We start from the raw sequence: 20,083 nt of genomic DNA, 5'->3' as shown, positions 1-20,083 counted from the left end.
GGTGCGGGTTCGATCACCCACGTGGCGATCGTCGACGACCACCGGCTCTTCCGCGAGGGCCTCGCCACGATCCTGGCGTCCGTCCCGACGATCCGGGTGGTCGCGCACGGGGAGCGCCCGTCCGACGTGCTGAACGGGGCCGAGGCCGCCGCCGTCGACGTGCTGCTCCTCGACGTCGAGCTCGACGGTCCCCCGGCCCGCACGACCATCGCGACCGTGCGGCGGAACCACCCGCGCATCGCCGTGGTCGTCCTGACCATGCACCGGGACGCGGTCCTCCGCCGTGCGCTCCTCGACGCCGGCGCGGTGGACTTCGTGACGAAGGACACCCCGAGCCGCGAACTCGTCGAGCGCATCGTCCGGGCGAGCACCGGACCGGCGGCCCCCGTGACGTTCCCCGTGGACGTGATCACCGACGCCCGTGCCGGGTCACCGCTCAGCGACCGGGAGGTCGAGGTCCTCCGCCTCGTCGCGGCGGCACGCTCGAACGCCGAGATCGCCGGCGACCTCGGCCTCGCGGTCGGGACGGTGAAGCGCCACGTCTACAACGTGTTCCGAAAGCTCGACGTCACCAGCCGGGTCGGGGCCGTGGCGACGGCCACGCGACTCGGCCTGCTCGGCTGAACCGAGCCTCCAGGCCGGATCGCCGGAAGGCCAGCGCGACGCCGCGTCCGCGACGCCGCGACCTCCGAGTGCGCAGACAACGCGGACTTGCGTCCCCGGACTCGACGTCTCCTGCGCACTCGATCCCGAACCAGTGCGAGCGCCGCCCGCGTCAGCCCCGGCGTCAGCCCACCGCGACCGACGGCCGCACGAGACGACCCGCCTCGTGCAGCGACGCGACCACGTCGAGCGCCTGGTGCCGGTACCGCGCCTGCGCTGCGCCCGGCGCCACGATGACGCCGTTCGCGCCCGTGGACTCCAGCAGCGCGTTGATCTTGTCCGCGACCTGGTCGGCCGAGCCGTACGCCTGTCGCTCGGTGCGGGCCGCGATGAACCGGCGCTCGAGGTCGGAGAACTGGTAGGCCCGCGCCTCCTCCATGGAGACCGGCTCGGGCTTCGCACCCTGGCGCATCCGGATGAAGGAGATCATCCCCGGGGCGCTCTGCTCCTCGATCACCGCGGGGTCCTCGTCCGTGACGACCTGCACGCCGATGAGCGCGTTCGGCTCCGAGCGGAAGCGGGAGGGCCGGAACGAGTCCCGGTAGAGCGCCAGCGCCGCCTCGGTGTTGTCGGACGCGAAGTGGTGCGCGAACGCGAACGAGATGCCGAGCGCACCCGCGACCTGCGCGCTGTAGCCGGAGGAGCCGAGCAGCCAGAACTCCGGGACGTCCCCGTAGCCGGGCACGGCACGGATGCGGGAGAGCGGGTTCTCCGCGTCCATCCCGGTGAAGAACCCGATCAGGTCCGCCAGCCGCTCGGGGAAGTCGTCGACGTCGAGCCGGTCGGTGCGGCGGAGTGCCATCGCGGTCGCGCCGTCGGTGCCCGGCGCACGGCCGAGTCCGAGGTCGACGCGGTCGCCGTAGAGCGCGCGGAGCGTGCCGAACTGCTCGGCGACGACGAGCGGCGCGTGGTTCGGGAGCATCACGCCGCCGGAGCCGATGCGGATCGTGTTCGTGGCGGCGCCCACGGCGCTCAGGAGCACGGCGGGAGCCGACGAGGTTATGCCCGGCATGCCGTGGTGCTCGGCGACCCAGAAGCGCTCGTAGCCGAGTTTCTCGGCGTGCACCGCCATGTCGATGGACCCCTGCAGGGCCTCGGTGTTGGACTGGCCGTACTCACGGGTGGCCAGGTCGAGGACGGACAGGTGCACGGATGCGTCGCTCATGTGGTCGCCAACGCCGCCCGGCCGGCGTTCATTCCGTGGTGCGTCGACCCGGACGGGAGGCCGGGGTCGGGCCCGTCAGGCCAGGTCGCCGTCGAGCCGGCCGCCGGACTCCGTCAGGTAGCAGTTCGCGCAGAGCGACTCGTACTCCACGTCCACGCCGTCGATCGCGACCTGCGATCCGTCGAACACGAACCGTCCGTCGACCTTCCGCGCGTTGAAGACCGCCTTGCGGCCGCAGCGGCAGATCGTCTTGAGCTCTTCGAGGGAGTGCGCGAGCTCGAGGAGCCGCCGGCTGCCCGGGAACGCCTCGGTCCGGAAGTCCGTGCGGATGCCGTACGCGATCACCGGGACCTCATCGAGGACCGCGATGCGGAGCAGGTCGTCGACCTGGCGCGGGCTGAGGAACTGGGCCTCGTCGACGAGCACGCAGCTCACCGAGCGGACCATGCCGTCGAGCCGCTCCGACTCGGGATCCCGGGCGCCCGCTGCCGTCACGGCCGCGCGGACGTCGTCCTCGGCGGCGAACACGATGTCGACCTGCCGCGTCACGCCGAGCCGGGACACGATCTCGCGGTCGCCCTTGGTGTCCACGGACGGCTTCGCGAGGAGCACCCGGTGCCCGCGCTCCTCGTAGTTGTACGCGGCCTGCAGCAGCCCGGTGCTCTTGCCGCTGTTCATCGCCCCGTAGCGGAAGTACAGCTTCGCCACTAGGAGAGGAAGCCGTCCTCCGCCGCACGACGGATCAGATCGGACTTCTTCGACGCCGGACGACCGACCTTGGCGTACTTCTCACGCACGCGCCGCAGGTAGGTCTTCGCGGTCTCGTACTGCACGTTCATCTGCGATGCCACTTCGTTCGTGGAGTAGCCCGAGACGTACAGGCGGAGCGCTTCTTCCTCGCCGTGGCTGAGCTTCGGCCGCTGGTGCGCCGTCGCACCGGTCGGGAGCGGGCGCCACTCGCGCTGCGACGGGGTCTCCCGCTCGACGCCCATGACGTCACGGGCGACGTCCATCACCTCACGCATGGGGAGGGACTTCGACAGGAACGCTGCAGCACCGGCCGCGAGGGCACGGTCGCGGGACTCGCGGGTGTCGAGGCTGGAGAGCACGATGACCTTCGCACCGGCGGCGCGGCAGGTGCGGACACGGGCTTCGATCGAGACGGGTTCCTTGAGCTGGAAGTCGAGGAACACCAGGTCGGTCGGGAAGCTGTCGCTGTGCACCATCTCGAGCCAGGAGTGCGCGGTCAGGGCCAGGTCGAAGTCGAACGCGTTCACGGCGATCCAGCTCGACAGGCTGTCCAGCAGCACTTCGTGGTCGTCGAGGATGGCCAGACGCACCCGGCGTGATCCGGGGTTCGGCAGGGCGGGCGAGCCCTCCGTCAGCCTGTTCGGGTCAGTGCTGGTCATACGAGAACCTTAGTGCGAGGGAGGATGGTCGGACGGAGACGTCGAGGTCGGGGAACGTGACGCGGAGGACGGCGAAGTAGGGGTCGAACGTCCGGTGGATGCCGATGTCGGAGTCCGCGACGGCGACGTCGAACGCGACCGAGACCCGGCGGCCGGCCGCGTCCCCTGGGCCGGTGTCGGCGCTCCGTGTGACCGCGGCGGAGAAGCCCGCCGGGTCGACGGTGGAGGCGCGGAGCACCGCCCGGACGAAGGTGCGGAGCACGGTGCGCTGGTCGGCGTCGAGCGTCGCGATGAGGCCGTCCGGGTCGTCGACCCTGGCGCTCGGGCCACCCTCGGCCCGGACCGCGTGCTCGAACCACGTCCGGTCGGCGTCGGCGACCATCACGCGCCGGATGCCGTCCGCGATCGCACGGGCACGGGCCCGGTCGGCGTCGGTGATGGTCTCACGGGTGCGGAGCTCGGCGAAGAACGGGGCGACGTCCCGCGCCAGGATCGTCGAGCGGTCCTGCTGCACGCTCGCCGCGATGCCGTCACGCTCTGCGCGCTCGACGGAGTACGAGCCGGCACGGATCTGCACACGCTCGGCCAGGCCGGCGAAGGTCCACGCGAACACACCGGACGCGGCGGTCAGGACGAGCGTCGGCGCCGCCGCGAGGAAGGCTGAGACCGACAGCGGGACGTCGTGCGGGAACACGGACGCCGCGAGCCCCCACGCCACACCGTCGACCACCGCGAGCACGACGCCGCCGACCACCAGGTCGCCCCACGGCCGGTACGGCGCGACCATGACGATGCCGGTCGCGGTGAGCAGGGACATGAAGTCGTTCAGGGCACTGCGGTCCGGGCCCCACTGCGCTGCGACGCTCGTGACGGCGGCCACCGCGAGCAGGGCGACGTGCGCGGCGAACGCCCATCGCGGGAACGGGGCGCGGAACGGGCTCGAGGCCGTGACGACCACCGCGGTCGAGGCGGCGAGCAACAGCACGGTGAGCGCGCTGAGCGTCGGGCTGCCGACGACGTCGCGGTCGAAGACGGACACGGCGATCGCCCAGACCAGGCCCACGGCGCCGAGGACGACGGCCAGCGGCCGGGACCCCATCACGCCGAGGGGGTCGTACTGCTGGGCGGTCCGCCCGGTCACGATGCCGCTCCGTCGCCGTGGCCGGCCGTCGGCACCGAACCGGTCAGCGCCGGGTACGGCACGGACATCATCACGCTGGTCCCGGTGCCGGGCGAGGACCACACCTGCACGTCACCGCCGACACGGCCGATGCGCTCCCGCACCGAGTTGCGGAGCCCCATCCGGTCCGCACCGGTCTCCTGCTCGTCGAACCCACGGCCGTCGTCCACCACCATCACGGTGCAGGCGACACCGTCGTCGAACACGCTCACCTCGGCCGAGTCGGTCCCGGCGTGCTTCCGGACGTTCGCCAGGCACTGCCCCACGGCGCGCACCAGTGCCGTCACCGCCGCGGGGTCGAGTCGTCCGACCGCGGCGGGGTCGCCGGTGACCGTGACGTCGAGGCCGAGTGCCCGGTGCTCCTCGACCACGTGCTCGAACGCGTGCACCGCGGCACCCGTGGCGCCGGCCGGTTCGGCGGCGAGCCACTCCTTGCCGGTGATCATCGCGACGTCGGCCTCGACCGTGCGGGCGAGCTGTTCGTCCATGGGACCGTCCGGGGCGAGCGCGATCGCGCCGAGGTGGTTGAGGACGGTGTCGTGCAGGATCGCGGCGGCCTCGGCTTCGACGCCGGCACGGTAGGCGGACACGTGCTCTTCCCGCGCGGAGCGCAGGAGCTCCGGCTGGACGCGCTGCGACCGCGCCGTGCTCCGTCCGGCCGCGAGCACGATGGCCGCCACGAACGCCAGGGTCACCCAGGCGAGCACGAGCGGGTGGTACGAGTCGCCGGACTGGATGTTCGCGATCGTCGTCGCGAGTCGCCCGACCCCGAAGCCGGCGATGGACCAGAGCACCACCCGTCCGGGCACCGCACCCGCACCGCCCACCAGGACCAGCGGCACGACGACCAGGGACATCAGGTACGACGTCGCCCACGGCTCGGGGATCTCCCGCGCGACCACGAGCGCGAACCACCAGGCGCACACCCCGCCGACGACGAGGAAGGCCACCGCGGACCGCCAGGTGCCGAACTGCACGTGCACGCCGATCATTCCGAGCATCGGGAGGAGCGCGGCGACGGCACCGATCACGTGCACGTCGGGGTCGGCGATCCGGAAGAGCAGGAGCGCGACGACCGCGGCGCCGAGCGAGCCGATCGCCGCCGCGTGGAACGCCCGGACCGTCGACCACGCGTTCACTCGCGGAGCGAGGTGCGTGGGGATGCCGAGCACGGTGGTGGTCCTTCCGGGGAGCCAGGAGGCGCCGCCCACGATCAAACCACCAACGGAGAGGCCGTGTACCCCGGATCGGGCACCAGGCGACGACAGAGTCGATGATACCGGCCACGGACGGGGTCCGGTGTCCCCCGAACGCGGACCGACGGGTCCTCAGAACAGCGTGGGCACGCCGTTCGTGATGCCCGCACGCGCGGCGGTCCGCAGGGCGGCGGTCCGTACGTCGTGGCGGGCGTCCCATGTCCGGTCTGCGCGCTTGAGCGGCGAGATGCCCGCGGCGCGATCGCTCCCGGGACCCGACGCAGGGTCCGTCCCGGGGCCGCTCCCCTCGCTGAACCCCATCGACCCCGTCGCGGGATCGACACGGCCGAGCCCGACCCCGTGCGCCCGCATGATCGGCCGCACCCGCTCCCCGAGCCAGCGCCGGTAGTCCTTCGGCGGGTACGTGTTGTCGAGGTACATCGCCCGGTACCGCGCGACGAGGTCCGGGTGGGTCCGCGCCAGCCAGTCCATGTACCAGGGCTTCACGCCCGGCTTGAGGTGGAGCGCCGAGTACATCACGCTCGTCGCACCGGCCGCAGCGGCGCGGCCGATGGCGTCGTCGAGGTGCGCCGTGGTGTCGGTGATGTAGGGCAGCACCGGCATCAGGAACACCGAGCACGACAGACCGGCGTCCCGCACGGCCCGGACCGTCGCCAGCCGCGCCGTCGTGGTCGGGGTACCCGGTTCGACGGACTGCTGGAGTTCGTCGTCGTAGACCGCGATCGACATCGCGAGGTCGACCGGCACCACCTTCGACGCTGCCACCAGCGCCGGGATGTCCCGCCGCAGGAGTGTCCCCTTGGTCAGGATGCTGAACGGCGTGCCGGACTCCGCCAGGGCCGCGATGATGCCCGGCATCAACCGGTACTTCCCCTCGGCCCGCTGGTACGGGTCGGTGTTGGTCCCGAGCGCGACGGGGTGCCGGTCCCAGCTCGGCTTCGCGAGCTCACGCCGCAGGACATCGGCGACGTTGGTCTTCACGACGATCTGCTGGTCGAAGTCCGAGCCGCCGTCGAACTCGAGGTAGGTGTGGGTCGGCCGTGCGAAGCAGTACACGCAGGCGTGCGAGCAGCCGCGGTACGGGTTGATCGTCATCCCCCACGTGCCACCGTCGATCGCGCCGACACGGTTCAGCGCCGACTTCGCGAGGACTTCGTGGAAGGTCACTCCGGCGAACTCCGGCGTCGTCACGCTCCGGACGAACCCGCTGTTCGACTCGAGCCCCGGGAGCATGTCCGCCCCCGACGCGTCGATCGCCTGCCCGTCCCATCGCATGCCACCATTCGAACACACGTTCGAACGGAGCGCAAGACGACCACGGGGTCAGTGGTGCAGGCCGAGCACCTTCGCCGTGCGCTCCAGCGTCGCGTCCGCCAGCGCTGCGTCCTCGCCGAGGTCCTGGCCGTAGGTCGGCACCATCACGCGGACGGCGTCTTCCCAGCGGTCCCACCGGTCCGGGAAGCACTTCCGCAGCAGCCCGAGCATGATCGGCACCGCGGTCGAGGCCCCCGGCGACGCGCCGAGCAGACCCGCGATGGACCCGTCCGCAGCCGTGATGACCTCTGTCCCGAACTGCAGGACCCCGCCCTTGTCCTTGTCCGGCTTGATGACCTGGACCCGCTGCCCGGCGATGATCTTGTGCCAGTTCTCCGGCTGCGCAGCGGGCATGAAGTCCCGGAGGGCGTCGAACTTCGTCGACTTCGAGGCGAGCAGCTGACCGACGAGGTACCGGACCAGGTCGAAGTTCGAGAACGCGACGCTGAGCATCGGGCGCAGGTTGTGCGGGCGGATCGAGCGGAACAGGTCGAGCATCGAGCCCTGCTTGAGGAACTTCGGGCTGAACCCCGCGTACGGACCGAACATCAGGGACGCGCTGCCGTCGACGATGCGGGTGTCGAGGTGCGGCACCGACATCGGCGGAGCGCCGACGCTGGCCTTGCCGTAGACCTTCGCGGAGTGCTTCTGCACCACCTCGGGGTCGTCGGTGCGCAGGAACTCGCCCGACACCGGGAAGCCGCCGTACCCGCGGATCTCCGGGATGCCGGACTTCTGCAGCAGCTGCAGGGCACCGCCACCGGCGCCCACGAACACGAACTTCGCCGCGATCTTCTGCTTCGACCGGCCGACCTCGTTGAGGACCTCGAGTGCCCAGCCGTCGAACTCCTTGCCACGCTTGATCGCGGTGACCTGGTGGTTCGGCTCGAACTCGACGCCGTCCACCTCGAGCTGGTCGAACAGCTGCCGCGTGAGGGACCCGAAGTCGACGTCCGAACCGGCTGCGGAGTACGTCGCCGCGATCGGCTGGTCCTTCTTGCGACCGGGGATGAGCGCCGGCGCCCACTTGCGGATCTGCTCGGCGTCGTCGCTGAACTCGAGGCCGGCGAAGAGCGGGTGGTCCTTCATCGCCTCGTACCGGGCACGCATGTACTCGACGTTCTCCGCACCCCAGACGAAGGAGATGTGCGGCGTCGGGTTGATGAAGCTCTTCGGGTCGGGCAGCGTGCCGGTCTCGACGAGGAACGACCAGAACTGGCGGGACACCTGGAACTGCTCGTTGACGTTGACGGCCTTGGTGATCTCGACGCGGCCGTCGGGCAGCTCCGGCGTGTAGTTCAGCTCGCAGAGGGCGGAGTGCCCGGTCCCCGCGTTGTTCCACGGGTTCGAGGATTCCTGCGCCACACTGCCGAGCCGCTCGTAGACGCGGATCTTCCAGCTCGGCTCGAGCCGGTGGATGATCGCACCGAGCGTCGCGCTCATGATCCCTCCCCCGACGAGGACGACGTCGATGGGGTCCACCTGCTTCACTGCCACCCGACGATCCTACTGGCGTCGCGTCGTCGACGCTCCCAACAAACGGACGGGAGGCCCGGTGCCAGCTGGCACCGGGCCTCCCGTCGGTCGGGTGGTTACGCCGCGACCGCGCGACGTGCGACGACGACCTCGGCGATCTGCACGGCGTTCAGCGCCGCACCCTTCCGCAGGTTGTCGTTGCTGACGAAGAGCGCCAGACCGTGCCCCTCGGGCGCGGACTGGTCGGCGCGGATCCGGCCGACGAAGGTCGGGTCCTGCCCGGCCGCCTGCAGCGGGGTCGGGACGTCGGAGAGCTCGACACCGGGGGCGCTCGCCAGGACCTCGGTGGCGCGCCGAGCGGACAACGGCTCGGCGAACTCGGCGTGCACCGAGATCGAGTGCCCCGTGAACACCGGCACGCGGACGCAGGTGCCGGCGACCAGCAGGTCCGGGAGCTCGAGGATCTTGCGGCTCTCGTTGCGGAGCTTCTTCTCCTCGTCGGTCTCGCCCAGGCCGTCCTCGACGATGCTGCCCGCGAGCGGGACGACGTCGAACGCGATCGGGCGGACGTACTTCACCGGGTCCGGGAAGGTCACCGCGGAACCGTCGTGGGTCAGCCGTGCCGTGTCCTGCTCGAGCGCGGCCCTGGCCTGTCCGAGGAGCTCGTCGACGCCGGCGAGACCGGAGCCCGAGACCGCCTGGTACGTGGTGGCGACGAGACGACGGAGACCGGCCTCGGCGTCGAGCACCTTCAGGACCGGCATGATCGCCATCGTCGTGCAGTTCGGGTTCGCGATGATCCCCTTGCCCGCCTGGTCGATGGCGTGCGGGTTGACCTCGCTGACGACGAGCGGGACCTCGGGGTCCATCCGCCAGGCGCTGGAGTTGTCGATGACGAGCGCACCGGCAGCGGCGAACTTCGGCGCCAGCGCACGGGACGCGGTGGCGCCGGCCGAGAACAGCGCGATGTCGATGCCCGCCGGGTCGGCGGTCTCGGAGTCCTCCACCACGATGTCCTGCCCGCGGAAGGACAGGGTCGTGCCGGCGGACCGGGCGCTCGCGAAGAAGCGGACCGTCGTGGCGGGGAACGCGCGCTCCTCGAGCAGACGGCGCATCACGGCGCCGACCTGGCCGGTGGCGCCGACGACGGCGATGGTGAGGTCGGACATGGGTGCTCCTGCTCTCGTCGGCTCAGCGGCCGGTGCCGGCGTACACGACGGCTTCGTTGTCGGCGTCGAGGCCGAACGCCTCGTGCACGACGCGCATCGCGTCGTTGAGGGTGTCGGCGCGGGTGACGACCGAGATGCGGATCTCCGACGTGGAGATCATCTCGATGTTGATCGACGCCTGGTGCAGCGCACGGAAGAGCTCGGCGGAGACACCGGCGTTCGTCCGCATGCCGGCACCGACCAGGGCGAGCTTGCCGATCTGGTCGTCGTACTGGATGCTCTCGAAGCCGATGTCCGCCTTCGCGACGCCGAGCGCGGTCAGGACGTTCTGGCCCTGGTCCTTCGGCAGCGTGAACGAGATGTCGGTGCGCCCGGTCGACGCCGCCGACACGTTCTGCACGATCATGTCGATGTTCGCGCCGGAGCGGGCCACGATCGTGAAGATCTCGGCCGCCTTGCCCGGCTGGTCGGGCACGCCGACCACGGTGATCTTGCCCTCGGAGAGGTCTCCGGCGATGCCGGTGATGATCGGTTCTTCCACGGTTTCCCCCTTCGCAGGGTTGTAGACGATGGTGCCCTCGGCGTTGCTGAACGACGAGCGGACGTGGAGGGTGACGCCGTGCCGACGGGCGTACTCGACGGCACGGATGTAGAGGACCTTGGCGCCGGACGCTGCGAGCTCGAGCATCTCCTCGCTCGTGATGCGGTCGATCTTGCGCGCCTTCGGCACCACGCGGGGGTCGGCGGAGAAGATGCCGTCGACGTCGGTGTAGATCTCGCAGATGTCGGCGTCGAGCGCGGCGGCGAGGGCGACGGCGGTCGTGTCGGAGCCACCACGGCCGAGCGTGGTGATCTCCCCCGTCGTGCGGTTGAAGCCCTGGAACCCGGCGACGATCGCGACGTGCCCGGCATCGAGTGCTTCACGGACGCGCTTCGGCGTGACGTCGACGATGCGCGCCTTGCCGTGCTGCGCGTCGGTGAGCATGCCCGCCTGGCTGCCCGTGTAGGACGAGGCTTCGACCCCGAGGCTCTTGATCGCCATCGCGAGCAGCGCCATCGAGATGCGCTCCCCCGCGGTGAGGAGCATGTCGAGCTCACGGCCAGCCGGGATCGGCGTGACGGAGTGCGCCAGGTCGACGAGTTCGTCGGTCGTGTCACCCATCGCGGAGACCGCCACGACGACGTCGTTGCCGGCCTTCTTCGTCTCCACGATCCGTTTGGCGACGCGCTTGATGCTCTCGGCGTCCGCGACGGACGATCCACCGAACTTCTGCACGATCAAGGCCACGGGCGGGTACTCCTGGAGGACGGGTCCGCGACCGAGCGCGGCTTCGACAATCGTAGACGGTGTTTCGGGGATGTTGCGTCTGAGCGGCCCTGCACGCAACGATCCTGCGTGGGGTCCTCGGCTCCGGTGTCGGCGCTGCCTCAGCCGCCGACGAGCCGGCGGCCCTCGAAGGCACGGCCGAGGGTGACCTCGTCCGCGTACTCCAGGTCGCCGCCCACCGGCAGGCCCGACGCGAGACGCGTGGTCCGGATGCCCATCGGGACGAGCAACCGGCTGAGGTAGGTCGCCGTGGCCTCCCCCTCGAGGTTCGGGTCGGTCGCGATGATCACCTCTTCCACGGTGCCGTCGGCCAGACGCGTCATGAGCTGCTGGATGCGGAGGTCGTCCGGGCCCACGCCGTCGATCGGGCTGATCGCGCCACCGAGCACGTGGTACAGCCCGCGGAACTCGCGGGTGCGCTCGATCGCGGCGACGTCCTTCGCTTCCTCGACCACGCAGATGGTGGCCGGCTGGCGGCGGGGATCGCGGCAGATGCTGCAGCGCTCCGACTCGGTCACGTTGCCGCAGATCTCGCAGAAGCGGACCCGCTCCTTGACGTCCGCGAGGAGCTCGGAGAGCCGGGACGGGTCGAACGACTCGTTCTGGAGGATGTGGAACGCGATGCGCTGCGCCGACTTCGGGCCGATGCCGGGGAGGCGGCCGAACTCGTCGATGAGGTCCTGGACGATGCCGTCGTACATCAGCTGCCCTCGCTCAGGGAGGTCTCCTCGATGAACTGCGCGCCGAGGATCTCACGCACCACGGCCTCGCCGTAGCGGCCGGGGACCGGGGCGCGGCGGACCTGCTGCTGCTGGGCCGGCGGCTGCTGCCGGGCTGGCTGCTGCTGCTGCTGCCGCTCGGCAGGCTGCTGCTGCTGCTGGGCAGGCTGCTGCTGCGCTGGCTGCGTCGGCGCGGGGGCGCCGCCGGGGCCGGGATCGGGGAACGGGGCGCCGTCGTCGAACGGTGCGTCGTCGAGCGGGTAGTCGTCGACCGGGACGGGAGGCTCGTCCCGCGCCGGCGGTGCAACCTGCGCCGGGCGCTTGCCGGCCTGCAGGGCGTCGATCGCCGCCTGCACGTCGGCCACCGGGCCCGAGGTCGGGACCGGGGTCTGGGCGGGTGCACCCGCGGGAGCGACGGTGTCGCCGGGGGCGGTCGACCCCATCGGTGCGGCCCAGGTGGGCTCCACGTCGTCCGGTACGGCGCCCGCGGTGGGGTCGGTCGCGGGGATCGTGGCGACGGCCCACTCGGTGACGGGACCCGAGGAGGTGCTCGGCGCGGGGGCCGGTGCTTCCGGTGCGGGCGCACGGTCCTGCTGGGGCGCAGGGTCCTCCTGCGGCGCGGCCTGGCTCGGCGCGGGCTGCTTCGGGACGTCCTGCTTCGGCGCGTCCTGCTTCGGGACGTCCTGCTTCGGCGCGTCCTGCTTCGGGGCGTCCTGCTTCGGCGCGTCCTGCTTCGGGGCGTCCTCGGGCGCGGTGGACTGGCGCGGCGGCGCCTGGTCTGCGGCTGCCGGCGTCGGCGTCGGCGCGGCTTGGTCCGGCGCGGCCGTCACCGGGGCGTCCTGGCTCGGCGCCGTCGTTGTCGGCGCGGTCGTCGTCGGCGCGGCCTGCTGCGGCGCGGGCTGGCTCGGGGCGTCGTTCTGCGGGACGGCCGGACGCTGCTGGCCTGCTCCCCCCGGACCACCGGGGCCGCGCGCGACGAACTTCACCCGGAAGCCGAGGAGGTCCTGGATCGCGGCGCGCACCAGTTCGCTGACGCTCGTGGTCGGGTCGGACATCTCCTTGAAGGAGGCGACGTCCTGCTGGCTCGGGAACGTCAGCGTGAGCACGTCGTCGCGGAGCGCGGTGACCTGCGCCGTCACGACCACGGTCCACGCGGAGCGCTTGGCACGCTGGACGTGTTCGAGCACCTGCGGCCAGGTGTCCCGCATCTGCTGCAGCCCGACTGCGGCGATCGGCTGCACGACGGGCTCGGAACCGATGACGGTGCCCTGCCCGGTCGAGGACGCCGCCGCGTGCTCGCTCGGCTCGGACGTCGTCCGTTCCGGAGCCGGCTGCTGGCGTTCCGGGCTCTCCGGGGCTTCGGGAGCGCTCGGCGCGACGGCCGCCCAGGAGGCTGCTGCGTCCTGCGCGGCGTTCTTCGTGGGGGCGTTCGTCGCCGGCGCGTTCGTGACCGGGGCGTTCGTGGCCGGGGCGTTGACCGTCGGCGCGGGCGTCACCGGTGCCTGGGCCGCCGGAACCTGCGCGGACGTCGTCTGCGCCGGGGTTCGCGGTGCCGTGGCTGCGATCGGCGACGGTGCCTGCGCCGCAGGAGCCGTGCGCGCCGACTGCGTCGACTCGACTGGACGAGACGGCGCCGTCTCGTGGTGCCCACCGGCGTCGCCGACGCCCACGCGGCGTTCGAGCCGCTCGACCCGGGCGAGTGCGCCGCGCTGGGTGTCGTCCGCTTCGGGGACGAGCATCCGCGCGATCATCAGCTCGAGGTGCAGCCGGGGCGAGGTCGCTCCGGTCATGTCGGTGAGGGCACGGTTCGCGATGTCGGCACCGCGGGAGAGCCCGTTCGCGCCGAAGACCCCGGCCTGCCGCGTCATCGTGTCGAGCTCTTCCGGGGACACACCACGCAGGACCGCGCCGGCGCTCTCGTTCGTGGCGGCGACGACGATGAGGTCGCGGAGACGCTCGAGCAGGTCCTCGACGAAGCGCCGCGGGTCCTGGCCGGTCTGCACGACACGGTCGATCGCCGCGAACGCGGAACCCGGGTCGGCCACGGCGAGCGCGTCGACGACGTCGTCGAGGAGCGCGCTGTCCGTGTAGCCGAGGAGCGCGACGGCACGGTCGTACGCGATCGCGCCGTCTTCGCTGCCCGCGATGAGCTGGTCGAGCAGGGACAGGGTGTCGCGGACGGACCCGCCGCCGGCACGGACGACGAGCGGCAGCACACCCGGTGCGACGGACACGGACTCCTGCCCGCAGAGCTGCTCGACGTACTCGAGCATCACGGCCGGCGGGACGAGCCGGAACGGGTAGTGGTGGGTGCGCGACCGGATCGTGCCGATGACCTTCTCGGGCTCGGTCGTCGCGAAGATGAACTTGACGTGCTCCGGCGGTTCCTCGACCAGCTTGAGCAGCGCGTTGAAGCCCTGCGGCGTGACCATGTGCGCTTCGTCGAGGATGAAGATCTTGTAGCGGTCGCGCGCCGGGGCGAACACGGCGCGGTCGCGGAGGTCACGCGCGTCGTCCACGCCGTTGTGGCTGGCGGCGTCGATCTCGATGACGTCGAGCGAGCCGCTGCCGCCGCGCGCGAGTTCGACGCAGCTCGGGCAGACGCCGCACGGGGTGTCGGTCGGTCCCTCTGCGCAGTTCAGGCAGCGCGCGAGGATGCGCGCCGAGGTCGTCTTGCCACAGCCGCGCGGCCCGCTGAACAGGTACGCGTGGTTGACCCGGTTGGTCCGGAGGGCGGTGCGGAGCGGGTCGGTGACCTGCGACTGCCCGATGAGCTCGGCGAAGTTCTCAGGCCGGTAACGGCGATACAGGGCGGTGACCACGCGACAAGGGTAGCCGGGACCGCCGACACCGCCGTCCGGAACTCTCCCGCAGCGGAACCGGTTACCCGCACAACGAAAAGACTCCTCACGCACCCCGCGTGGATCAGCGCTGCCCCGGTTACCCGCACAACGAAAAGACTCCTCACGCACCCGCCAGAGCCCGGTTACCCTTGCTGCGTTTCCGCCCTGGGGGAGTTGGCCTGGATGGCGTCACGTGAGGAGCCGCGGAAGAGTCTACCGGACACGAGGAGCATCATCGAACACATGAAGATCGCCATCGCCGGAGGACACGGCCAGATCGCCCTCCTCCTCGCCCGTCTCATCGTCGACGCCGGACACGAAGCCGTCGGCATCGTCCGGAACCCCGCCCACGTCTCCGACGTGGAGCAGACCGGTGCGACCGCGATCGTCGCCGACCTCGAGCAGCTCGACGACGACCAGCTCGCGCTCCGGCTGCGTGGCGTCGACGCCGTGGTGTTCGCCGCCGGGGCCGGCCCGAACAGCGGCGCCGAGCGGAAGCTCTCGGTGGACCGGGACGCGGCGATCCTGCTCGCCGACGCCGCCGTGCGCCTCGGCATCGACCGCTACGTGATGATCTCCGCGATGGGTGCGGACGCGTACGACCCGGAGCTCGCCGTCGTCCCGGCGAAGAACGACGCCGCCGTGTTCCAGGTGTACCTGCGTGCCAAGGCCGAAGCGGACGCCAGCATCCGGTCGCGGCGGTTCCGGTGGACGATCGTCCGCCCGGGTGGCCTCCTCGACACCCCGCCGCAGGGCACCGTCACCGTCGGCACGACCGTCCCGCGCGGTTCGATCCCCCGCGCCGACGTGGCGGCGGTCGTGATGCACGCGCTCCTCGACGAGACCGCGCTCAGCGCGCAGTTCGAGGTGACGAGCGGCAACACCCCGATCCCGGCGGCCCTCGGCGCCCTCGGCTGACCAGCGCGCGGGAAGTACTCGGCGAAAGCGACAGTTCGCGGCGGTCAGACGTCGCAGCACTGTCGCTTTCCGGGACCTCTCCGCGCAAGCGCCAGCCCGCCCCGCCCTGCTACAGCGCGACCGCGGCGGACTGCCGGGCGATCTCGAGTTCCTCGTTGGTGGGGATGACGAGCACCGCGACCCGGGACGAGTCCGTCGAGATGAGCCGGGCGTCCTTCGAGTGCAGCTCGTTGCGGTCGTTGTCGACCTCGATCCCGAGGTGCCCGAGGCCCGCCAGGACCCGTCGTCGCAGCAGCGCGTTGTTCTCCCCCACGCCCGCGGTGAACACGACGGCGTCGAGCCCGCCGAGCTGCGCGGTGTACGCCCCGACGTAGCGACGGATCCGGTGCCGGTACACGGCGAGCGCCGCTTCCGCCGTCTCGTCGCCGTCGATCGCGTTCGCCTGGACGTCCCGCATGTCGCCGTTGCCGGTCAGCCCGAGGAGCCCTGACTGCTTGTTGAGCATGTCGTCGAGCTCGTCGAACGAGAGTCCGGCTTCGCGGTGCAGGTGGATGAGGACGGCCGGGTCGAGGTCGCCGGAGCGGGTCCCCATCACGAGGCCTTCGAGCGGGGTCAGTCCCATCGAGGTCTCGATCGAGCGACCGCCGTCGATCGCCGCGGCGGACGCACCGTTGCCGAGGTGCAGCACGATCGTCTTCAGCTCGGACAACGGACGCTGGAGGAACACCGCGGCCTGCTCCGAGACGTACTTGTGGCTGGTGCCGTGCATGCCGTACCGGCGGACGCCGTACTTCGCGGCGAGGTCCGCAGGGATCGCGTAGGTGTACGCGTGCGGCGGCATCGTCTGGTGGAACGCGGTGTCGAACACGGCCACGTGCGGCACGTCGGAGAAGACCTGCTTCGCCGCGCGGATCCCCTCGAGGTTCGCCGGGTTGTGCAGCGGCGCGAGGCTCGACAGGTCGTCGATCTGCTGCTCGACCTGGTCGGTGACGACGGTGGCCGTGTCGAAGGTGGTCCCGCCGTGCACGACGCGGTGTCCGACGACCGCCGGCGGGTGCTCGTCGAAGGACGGCCCGACCTTCGCGAACGCGTCGATCATCGCCTGGAACCCGGCAGCGTGGTCCGGCACCGATGCGGCGTCGTTCGACGACGACTCCCCCGTCAGCGCGTTCGTGTGCTTCCAGGCGCCGTTCGACTCACCGATCCGCTCGACGAGTCCGGACGCCAGGGTGCGCTCCCCCTCGAGTTCGATGAGCTGGTACTTGAACGAACTCGATCCGGAGTTCACGACGAGTGCGGCGGTCACGGTGGCTCGCTTTCTGTGGATGGCTCGGGAGAGCCGGTCTGGAGGCTCGGGGTGCGTCCGGCGGTCAGGCCGCGTCGGACGCGGTGCCGGCCTGGATGGCCGTGATCGCGACGGTGTTCACGATGTCGCTGACGAGCGCCCCGCGGGACAGGTCGTTGATCGGCTTGCGGAGGCCCTGCAGGACGGGGCCGATCGCGACCGCGCCGGCGGAGCGCTGCACGGCCTTGTAGGTGTTGTTGCCGGTGTTGAGGTCCGGGAAGATGAACACCGTCGCGTGCCCGGCGACCGGCGAGTCCGGCATCTTCGTGCTCGCCACGGTCGGGTCGGCGGCGGCGTCGTACTGGATCGGGCCCTCGACGAGCAGGTCGGGGCGACGCTCGCGGACGAACGCGGTGCCGGCACGGACCTTGTCCACGTCGGCGCCGGAGCCGCTGTCGCCGGTCGAGTAGCTGAGCATCGCGACGCGGGGGTCGATGCCGAACTGTGTCGCGGTCTCGGCGGAGGAGATGGCGATGTCGGCGAGCTGCTCGCTCGTCGGGTCCGGGATGACCGCGCAGTCTCCGTAGACCAGGACGCGGTCGGCGAGTGCCATCAGGAACACGCTCGACACGATCGACGTGTCCGGACGGGTCTTGATGATCTCGAACGACGGTCGGATGGTGTGCGCGGTCGTGTGCTTCGCGCCGGAGACCATGCCGTCCGCGAGCCCGAGCTGGACCATCATCGTCCCGAAGTAGGAGACGTCGGTGACGGTGTCGCGGGCGAGCTCGATGCTCATCCCCTTGTGGGCGCGGAGCTTCGTGTACTCCTCGGCGAAGCGCTCCCGCAGGTCCGAGTCGAACGGCGAGACGAGCTGTGCGGCGTCGAGGTCGAGGCCGAGCTCGGTCGCCCGGGCGCGGATGGCGGCCGGGTCGCCGAGGATCGTGAGCTCGCAGACCTGCCGCTGCAGCAGCGTCGACGCGGCACGGAGGATGCGGTCGTCGTCGCCTTCGGGCAGGACGATGCGCTTGCCGTACTCGCGCGCCCGGTCGAGCAGCCCGTGCTCGAACATCAGTGGCGTGACGACGCCGGACGGGGTGACCTGCAGGCGTGCGAGGAGCTCGTCGGCCTGCACGTGCCGCTCGAACAGCGACAGCGCGAGGTCGGCCTTCCGCGGGGAGTCCGCCGCGAGCCGACCGCGCGTCTGGGTGATGCGGAGCGCGGTGTCGTACGTGCCGAGGTGGTTCGTCGCGATCGGGAGCGAGCTCGACAGCCCCTCGAGCAGGCGGGTGATCTGCGGCGCGGTCTCGAACCCGCCGTTCAGGATGACGCCCGCCAGGCTCGGGAAGGTCTCCGACTGGTTGGCGAGGAGCGTGGCGATGAGGACGTCGTTGCGGTCACCGGGGACCACGACGATCCCGCCTTCGATCAGCCGCGGGAGCACGTTCTCCATGCTCATGCCGGCGACGACGGTGCCCAGGGCTTCACGGTCGAGCAGTGCTTCGTCGCCGCGGACGAACGTGGCGTCCGTGGCCTGGAGCAGCGCCCGCACGGTCGGTGCGACGAGCACGGCGTCTTCGGGGATGGCCCACACCGGGGTGTCCGGGTGGTCGTCCTGCACCGCGGCGGAGACGCTGGCGCAGATGGCGGGCATCGCGTCCGGGTCGGCACGGTTCACCACGATGCCGAGCAGCTGGGCGTGCGCGCTCCGGAGTTCGCTCGTGGTGACGTCGGCGACCTGGCCCATCTCCTCCGCGCTGCGGGCGGCGCGGTCGGCGGCGTTCCGACCGCCGAGCACCAGCAGCACCGGCGCACCGAGGTTCGTGGCGACCTTGGCGTTGAACGAGAGCTCGGTGGGGCTGCCCACGTCGGTGTAGTCCGAACCGAGCACCACGACCGCGTCGTACTGCCGCTCGACCTGGGCGAAGCGGCTCACGATCGTGGCGAGTGCTGCCTCGGCGTCCGCGTGCACGTCGTCGTAGGTCACCCCGACGGCGTCGTCGTAGGACTGGTTCGCGCCGGTGTGCTGGAGCAGCAGCTCGAGCACGTAGTCGGGTTCTTCCACGGAGCGGGCGACGGGGCGGAACACGCCGACGCGTCCGACCGTGCGGGCGAGGGTCTCGAGGACACCGAGCGCGACCGTGCTCTTGCCCGTGTGTCCTTCTGCTGACGTGATGTAGATGCGGGTCGACACGGTTCCAGGGTAGCCACGGCCACGTCGCGCCCACTGGGAACGGACACACCTGTGGACGACCGTGGTCATCCACACCCGCGAAGACCTGTACCATGGGGTGTCGTCATCGAGAGATGGCACCAGGAGAATTCGCCTAGTGGCCTATGGCGCACGCTTGGAAAGCGTGTTGGGTGCAAGCCCTCGGGGGTTCGAATCCCCCATTCTCCGCGTACCGATCGAAACCCAGCACAACGGCCCGATCGAAACCAGCACCACCCGAAAGCGCACGAGTCCCCCGGACTGTGCGCTTTCGCCGTTCCTGAGCGGATCCGCCGGGTTGACACGTCACCGGTCCCCCACCCTGCGGACCCGTCTGCACCCCGTTCGCCGTGGACGGACCCGAAAGGGTGGACAGACCTGTCGCGATCGCCCCGAGGTCCCCTATGCTGACCGCACGGCACGCCCGAACGACGGTCGAGCCGAGTGCATCGACGGCAGGGGCGCCGTCCTGTGGGACGTCCTTCGGCGTGCCCGGGCACCCGAGGGGACGAGGAGACGGCCGTGGGGGAAGCGACCGCGCCGGCGACGGCGAGGAGTGATCGGATGACGTACGACGTCGTCCTGCGCCCTCGTGCCGCGCTGGTCCGCTCCACCGCGCTGAGCATCGTCTTCTCCGCCGTGCCGCTCGCCGTCGCCCTCGTCTGGATGTCGTTCCCGCTGCGGCTGTGGGCGCTCGTCGCGTCCGTGGTGGTCGTCATCGCGATCGTCGTCGGCCTAGTGTTCGTCCGGCTCCGGTCGGCCTTCGTCGGCCTCGGCCCGGACGGCGTCACGGTGCGCGGTGTCGTCGCGGCACGCCGGACCTTCTCCCGCGAGCAGGTGTCGAGCATCGTCCTCGCGACCACGTTCGGCAGCTCCGTGGACCGCACCGCCCGCGAGCTCGTGGCCTTCGACGCCGATGAGCACGTGCTCTTCCGGATGCGCGGCGACGTCTGGGGCGACCAGGGGCTCGACCGTGTCGTCGACGCGCTCGGCGTCCAGGTCACCGAGATCACCCGGCCGATGCCGGCGCGGGACTTCGCCCGCCGGTACCTGCCGGGCCGCCGCACCCACTAGCCGTCGCACCCACTAGGTGTAGTTCCCCGTGAGGTTATGAACGCGATCTGATGGGGTTTGGCCGCCGAGGCCGGTGTGTGGTCGGTGGTGATTGTAGTGATGCAGCCAGTCC

At 71.2% G+C, this 20,083-nt stretch carries 17 protein-coding genes, 1 tRNA gene and 1 other RNA gene; 4 read left to right on the top strand and 15 right to left on the bottom strand.

Going from position 1 to position 20,083, the window contains the following annotated elements; translation table 11 throughout:
* The first annotated feature begins 21 nt into the window (after positions 1-21).
* Positions 22-624 (top strand): response regulator, encoded by a 603-nt coding sequence (locus EDF55_RS16325; protein ID WP_185017489.1) that lies wholly within the window; start codon positions 22-24, stop codon positions 622-624.
* Positions 625-787: 163 nt separating this feature from the next.
* On the opposite strand, the gene EDF55_RS16320 is transcribed toward EDF55_RS16325, so the two are convergent.
* From EDF55_RS16320 to ffs, 12 genes are all read right to left on the bottom strand, one after another.
* The gene (locus EDF55_RS16320; RefSeq protein WP_123656046.1) at positions 788-1,828 is read right to left on the bottom strand and encodes an LLM class flavin-dependent oxidoreductase; all 1,041 of its coding nucleotides are present in this window, start codon (positions 1,826-1,828) and stop codon (positions 788-790) included.
* Between the two features lie 75 nt (positions 1,829-1,903).
* Positions 1,904-2,536: a thymidine kinase gene (locus EDF55_RS16315; RefSeq protein ID WP_123656045.1), complete on the bottom strand. Its 633-nt coding sequence runs from the start codon at positions 2,534-2,536 to the stop codon at positions 1,904-1,906.
* On the bottom strand, positions 2,536-3,237 hold the full coding sequence (locus tag EDF55_RS16310) for a response regulator (protein WP_243698407.1): 702 nt from the start codon (positions 3,235-3,237) through the stop codon (positions 2,536-2,538). The genes EDF55_RS16315 and EDF55_RS16310 overlap by 1 nt, the downstream gene beginning before the upstream one ends.
* The gene (locus EDF55_RS16305) at positions 3,224-4,378 is read right to left on the bottom strand and encodes a hypothetical protein (RefSeq protein ID WP_123656044.1); all 1,155 of its coding nucleotides are present in this window, start codon (positions 4,376-4,378) and stop codon (positions 3,224-3,226) included. The genes EDF55_RS16310 and EDF55_RS16305 overlap by 14 nt, the downstream gene beginning before the upstream one ends.
* Positions 4,375-5,589: a sensor histidine kinase gene (locus EDF55_RS16300; RefSeq protein WP_123656043.1), complete on the bottom strand. Its 1,215-nt coding sequence runs from the start codon at positions 5,587-5,589 to the stop codon at positions 4,375-4,377. Before EDF55_RS16300 ends, EDF55_RS16305 begins: the two co-directional genes overlap by 4 nt.
* Positions 5,590-5,745: 156 nt before the next feature.
* Positions 5,746-6,909 (bottom strand): Rv2578c family radical SAM protein, encoded by a 1,164-nt coding sequence (locus tag EDF55_RS16295; RefSeq protein WP_123656042.1) that lies wholly within the window; start codon positions 6,907-6,909, stop codon positions 5,746-5,748.
* Positions 6,910-6,957: 48 nt separating this feature from the next.
* Positions 6,958-8,445, bottom strand: a complete 1,488-nt coding sequence (locus tag EDF55_RS16290; protein WP_123656041.1) for a malate:quinone oxidoreductase — start codon at positions 8,443-8,445, stop codon at positions 6,958-6,960.
* A 95-nt stretch (positions 8,446-8,540) separates the two neighbouring features.
* Complete coding sequence (locus tag EDF55_RS16285) at positions 8,541-9,593, bottom strand: aspartate-semialdehyde dehydrogenase (protein ID WP_123656040.1); 1,053 nt, start codon at positions 9,591-9,593, stop codon at positions 8,541-8,543.
* Between the two features lie 22 nt (positions 9,594-9,615).
* A complete protein-coding gene (locus EDF55_RS16280) occupies positions 9,616-10,881 on the bottom strand; it encodes an aspartate kinase (protein ID WP_123656039.1) in 1,266 nt (421 codons plus the stop codon).
* Positions 10,882-11,021: 140 nt separating this feature from the next.
* Positions 11,022-11,621, bottom strand: coding sequence for a recombination mediator RecR (gene recR, locus EDF55_RS16275; RefSeq protein ID WP_123656038.1), 600 nt, complete (start codon positions 11,619-11,621; stop codon positions 11,022-11,024).
* Positions 11,621-14,461, bottom strand: coding sequence for a DNA polymerase III subunit gamma and tau (locus EDF55_RS16270; RefSeq protein ID WP_123656037.1), 2,841 nt, complete (start codon positions 14,459-14,461; stop codon positions 11,621-11,623). The genes recR and EDF55_RS16270 overlap by 1 nt, the downstream gene beginning before the upstream one ends.
* 130 nt (positions 14,462-14,591) lie before the next feature.
* Positions 14,592-14,688, bottom strand: an RNA gene (gene ffs / locus EDF55_RS16265) — signal recognition particle sRNA small type.
* 37 nt (positions 14,689-14,725) lie between these two features.
* On the opposite strand from ffs, the gene EDF55_RS16260 reads away from it, so the two are divergent.
* Positions 14,726-15,400, top strand: a complete 675-nt coding sequence (locus tag EDF55_RS16260) for an NAD(P)H-binding protein (protein WP_123656036.1) — start codon at positions 14,726-14,728, stop codon at positions 15,398-15,400.
* 109 nt (positions 15,401-15,509) lie between these two features.
* Here EDF55_RS16260 and EDF55_RS16255 read toward each other — a convergent pair whose 3' ends face one another.
* Together EDF55_RS16255 and pta are read right to left on the bottom strand one after the other, a co-directional pair.
* Positions 15,510-16,706 (bottom strand): acetate/propionate family kinase, encoded by a 1,197-nt coding sequence (locus EDF55_RS16255; RefSeq protein ID WP_123656035.1) that lies wholly within the window; start codon positions 16,704-16,706, stop codon positions 15,510-15,512.
* A gap of 64 nt (positions 16,707-16,770) precedes the next feature.
* Positions 16,771-18,879: a phosphate acetyltransferase gene (gene pta, locus EDF55_RS16250; RefSeq protein WP_123656034.1), complete on the bottom strand. Its 2,109-nt coding sequence runs from the start codon at positions 18,877-18,879 to the stop codon at positions 16,771-16,773.
* 122 nt (positions 18,880-19,001) lie between these two features.
* On the opposite strand from pta, the gene EDF55_RS16245 reads away from it, so the two are divergent.
* A tRNA-Ser gene (locus tag EDF55_RS16245) sits at positions 19,002-19,086 on the top strand.
* 375 nt (positions 19,087-19,461) lie between these two features.
* Positions 19,462-19,971, top strand: coding sequence for a hypothetical protein (locus EDF55_RS16240; protein ID WP_123656033.1), 510 nt, complete (start codon positions 19,462-19,464; stop codon positions 19,969-19,971).
* 12 nt (positions 19,972-19,983) lie between these two features.
* Here the strand turns inward: EDF55_RS16240 and EDF55_RS16235 are convergent.
* A partial coding sequence (locus tag EDF55_RS16235; protein ID WP_132050129.1) for an integrase core domain-containing protein occupies positions 19,984-20,083 on the bottom strand: 100 nt, incomplete at its 5' end.

The organism is Curtobacterium sp. ZW137, from assembly GCF_003762905.1.
Lineage (GTDB): Bacteria > Actinomycetota > Actinomycetes > Actinomycetales > Microbacteriaceae > Curtobacterium.
This window is presented reverse-complemented; position numbering and strand designations above follow the sequence as displayed.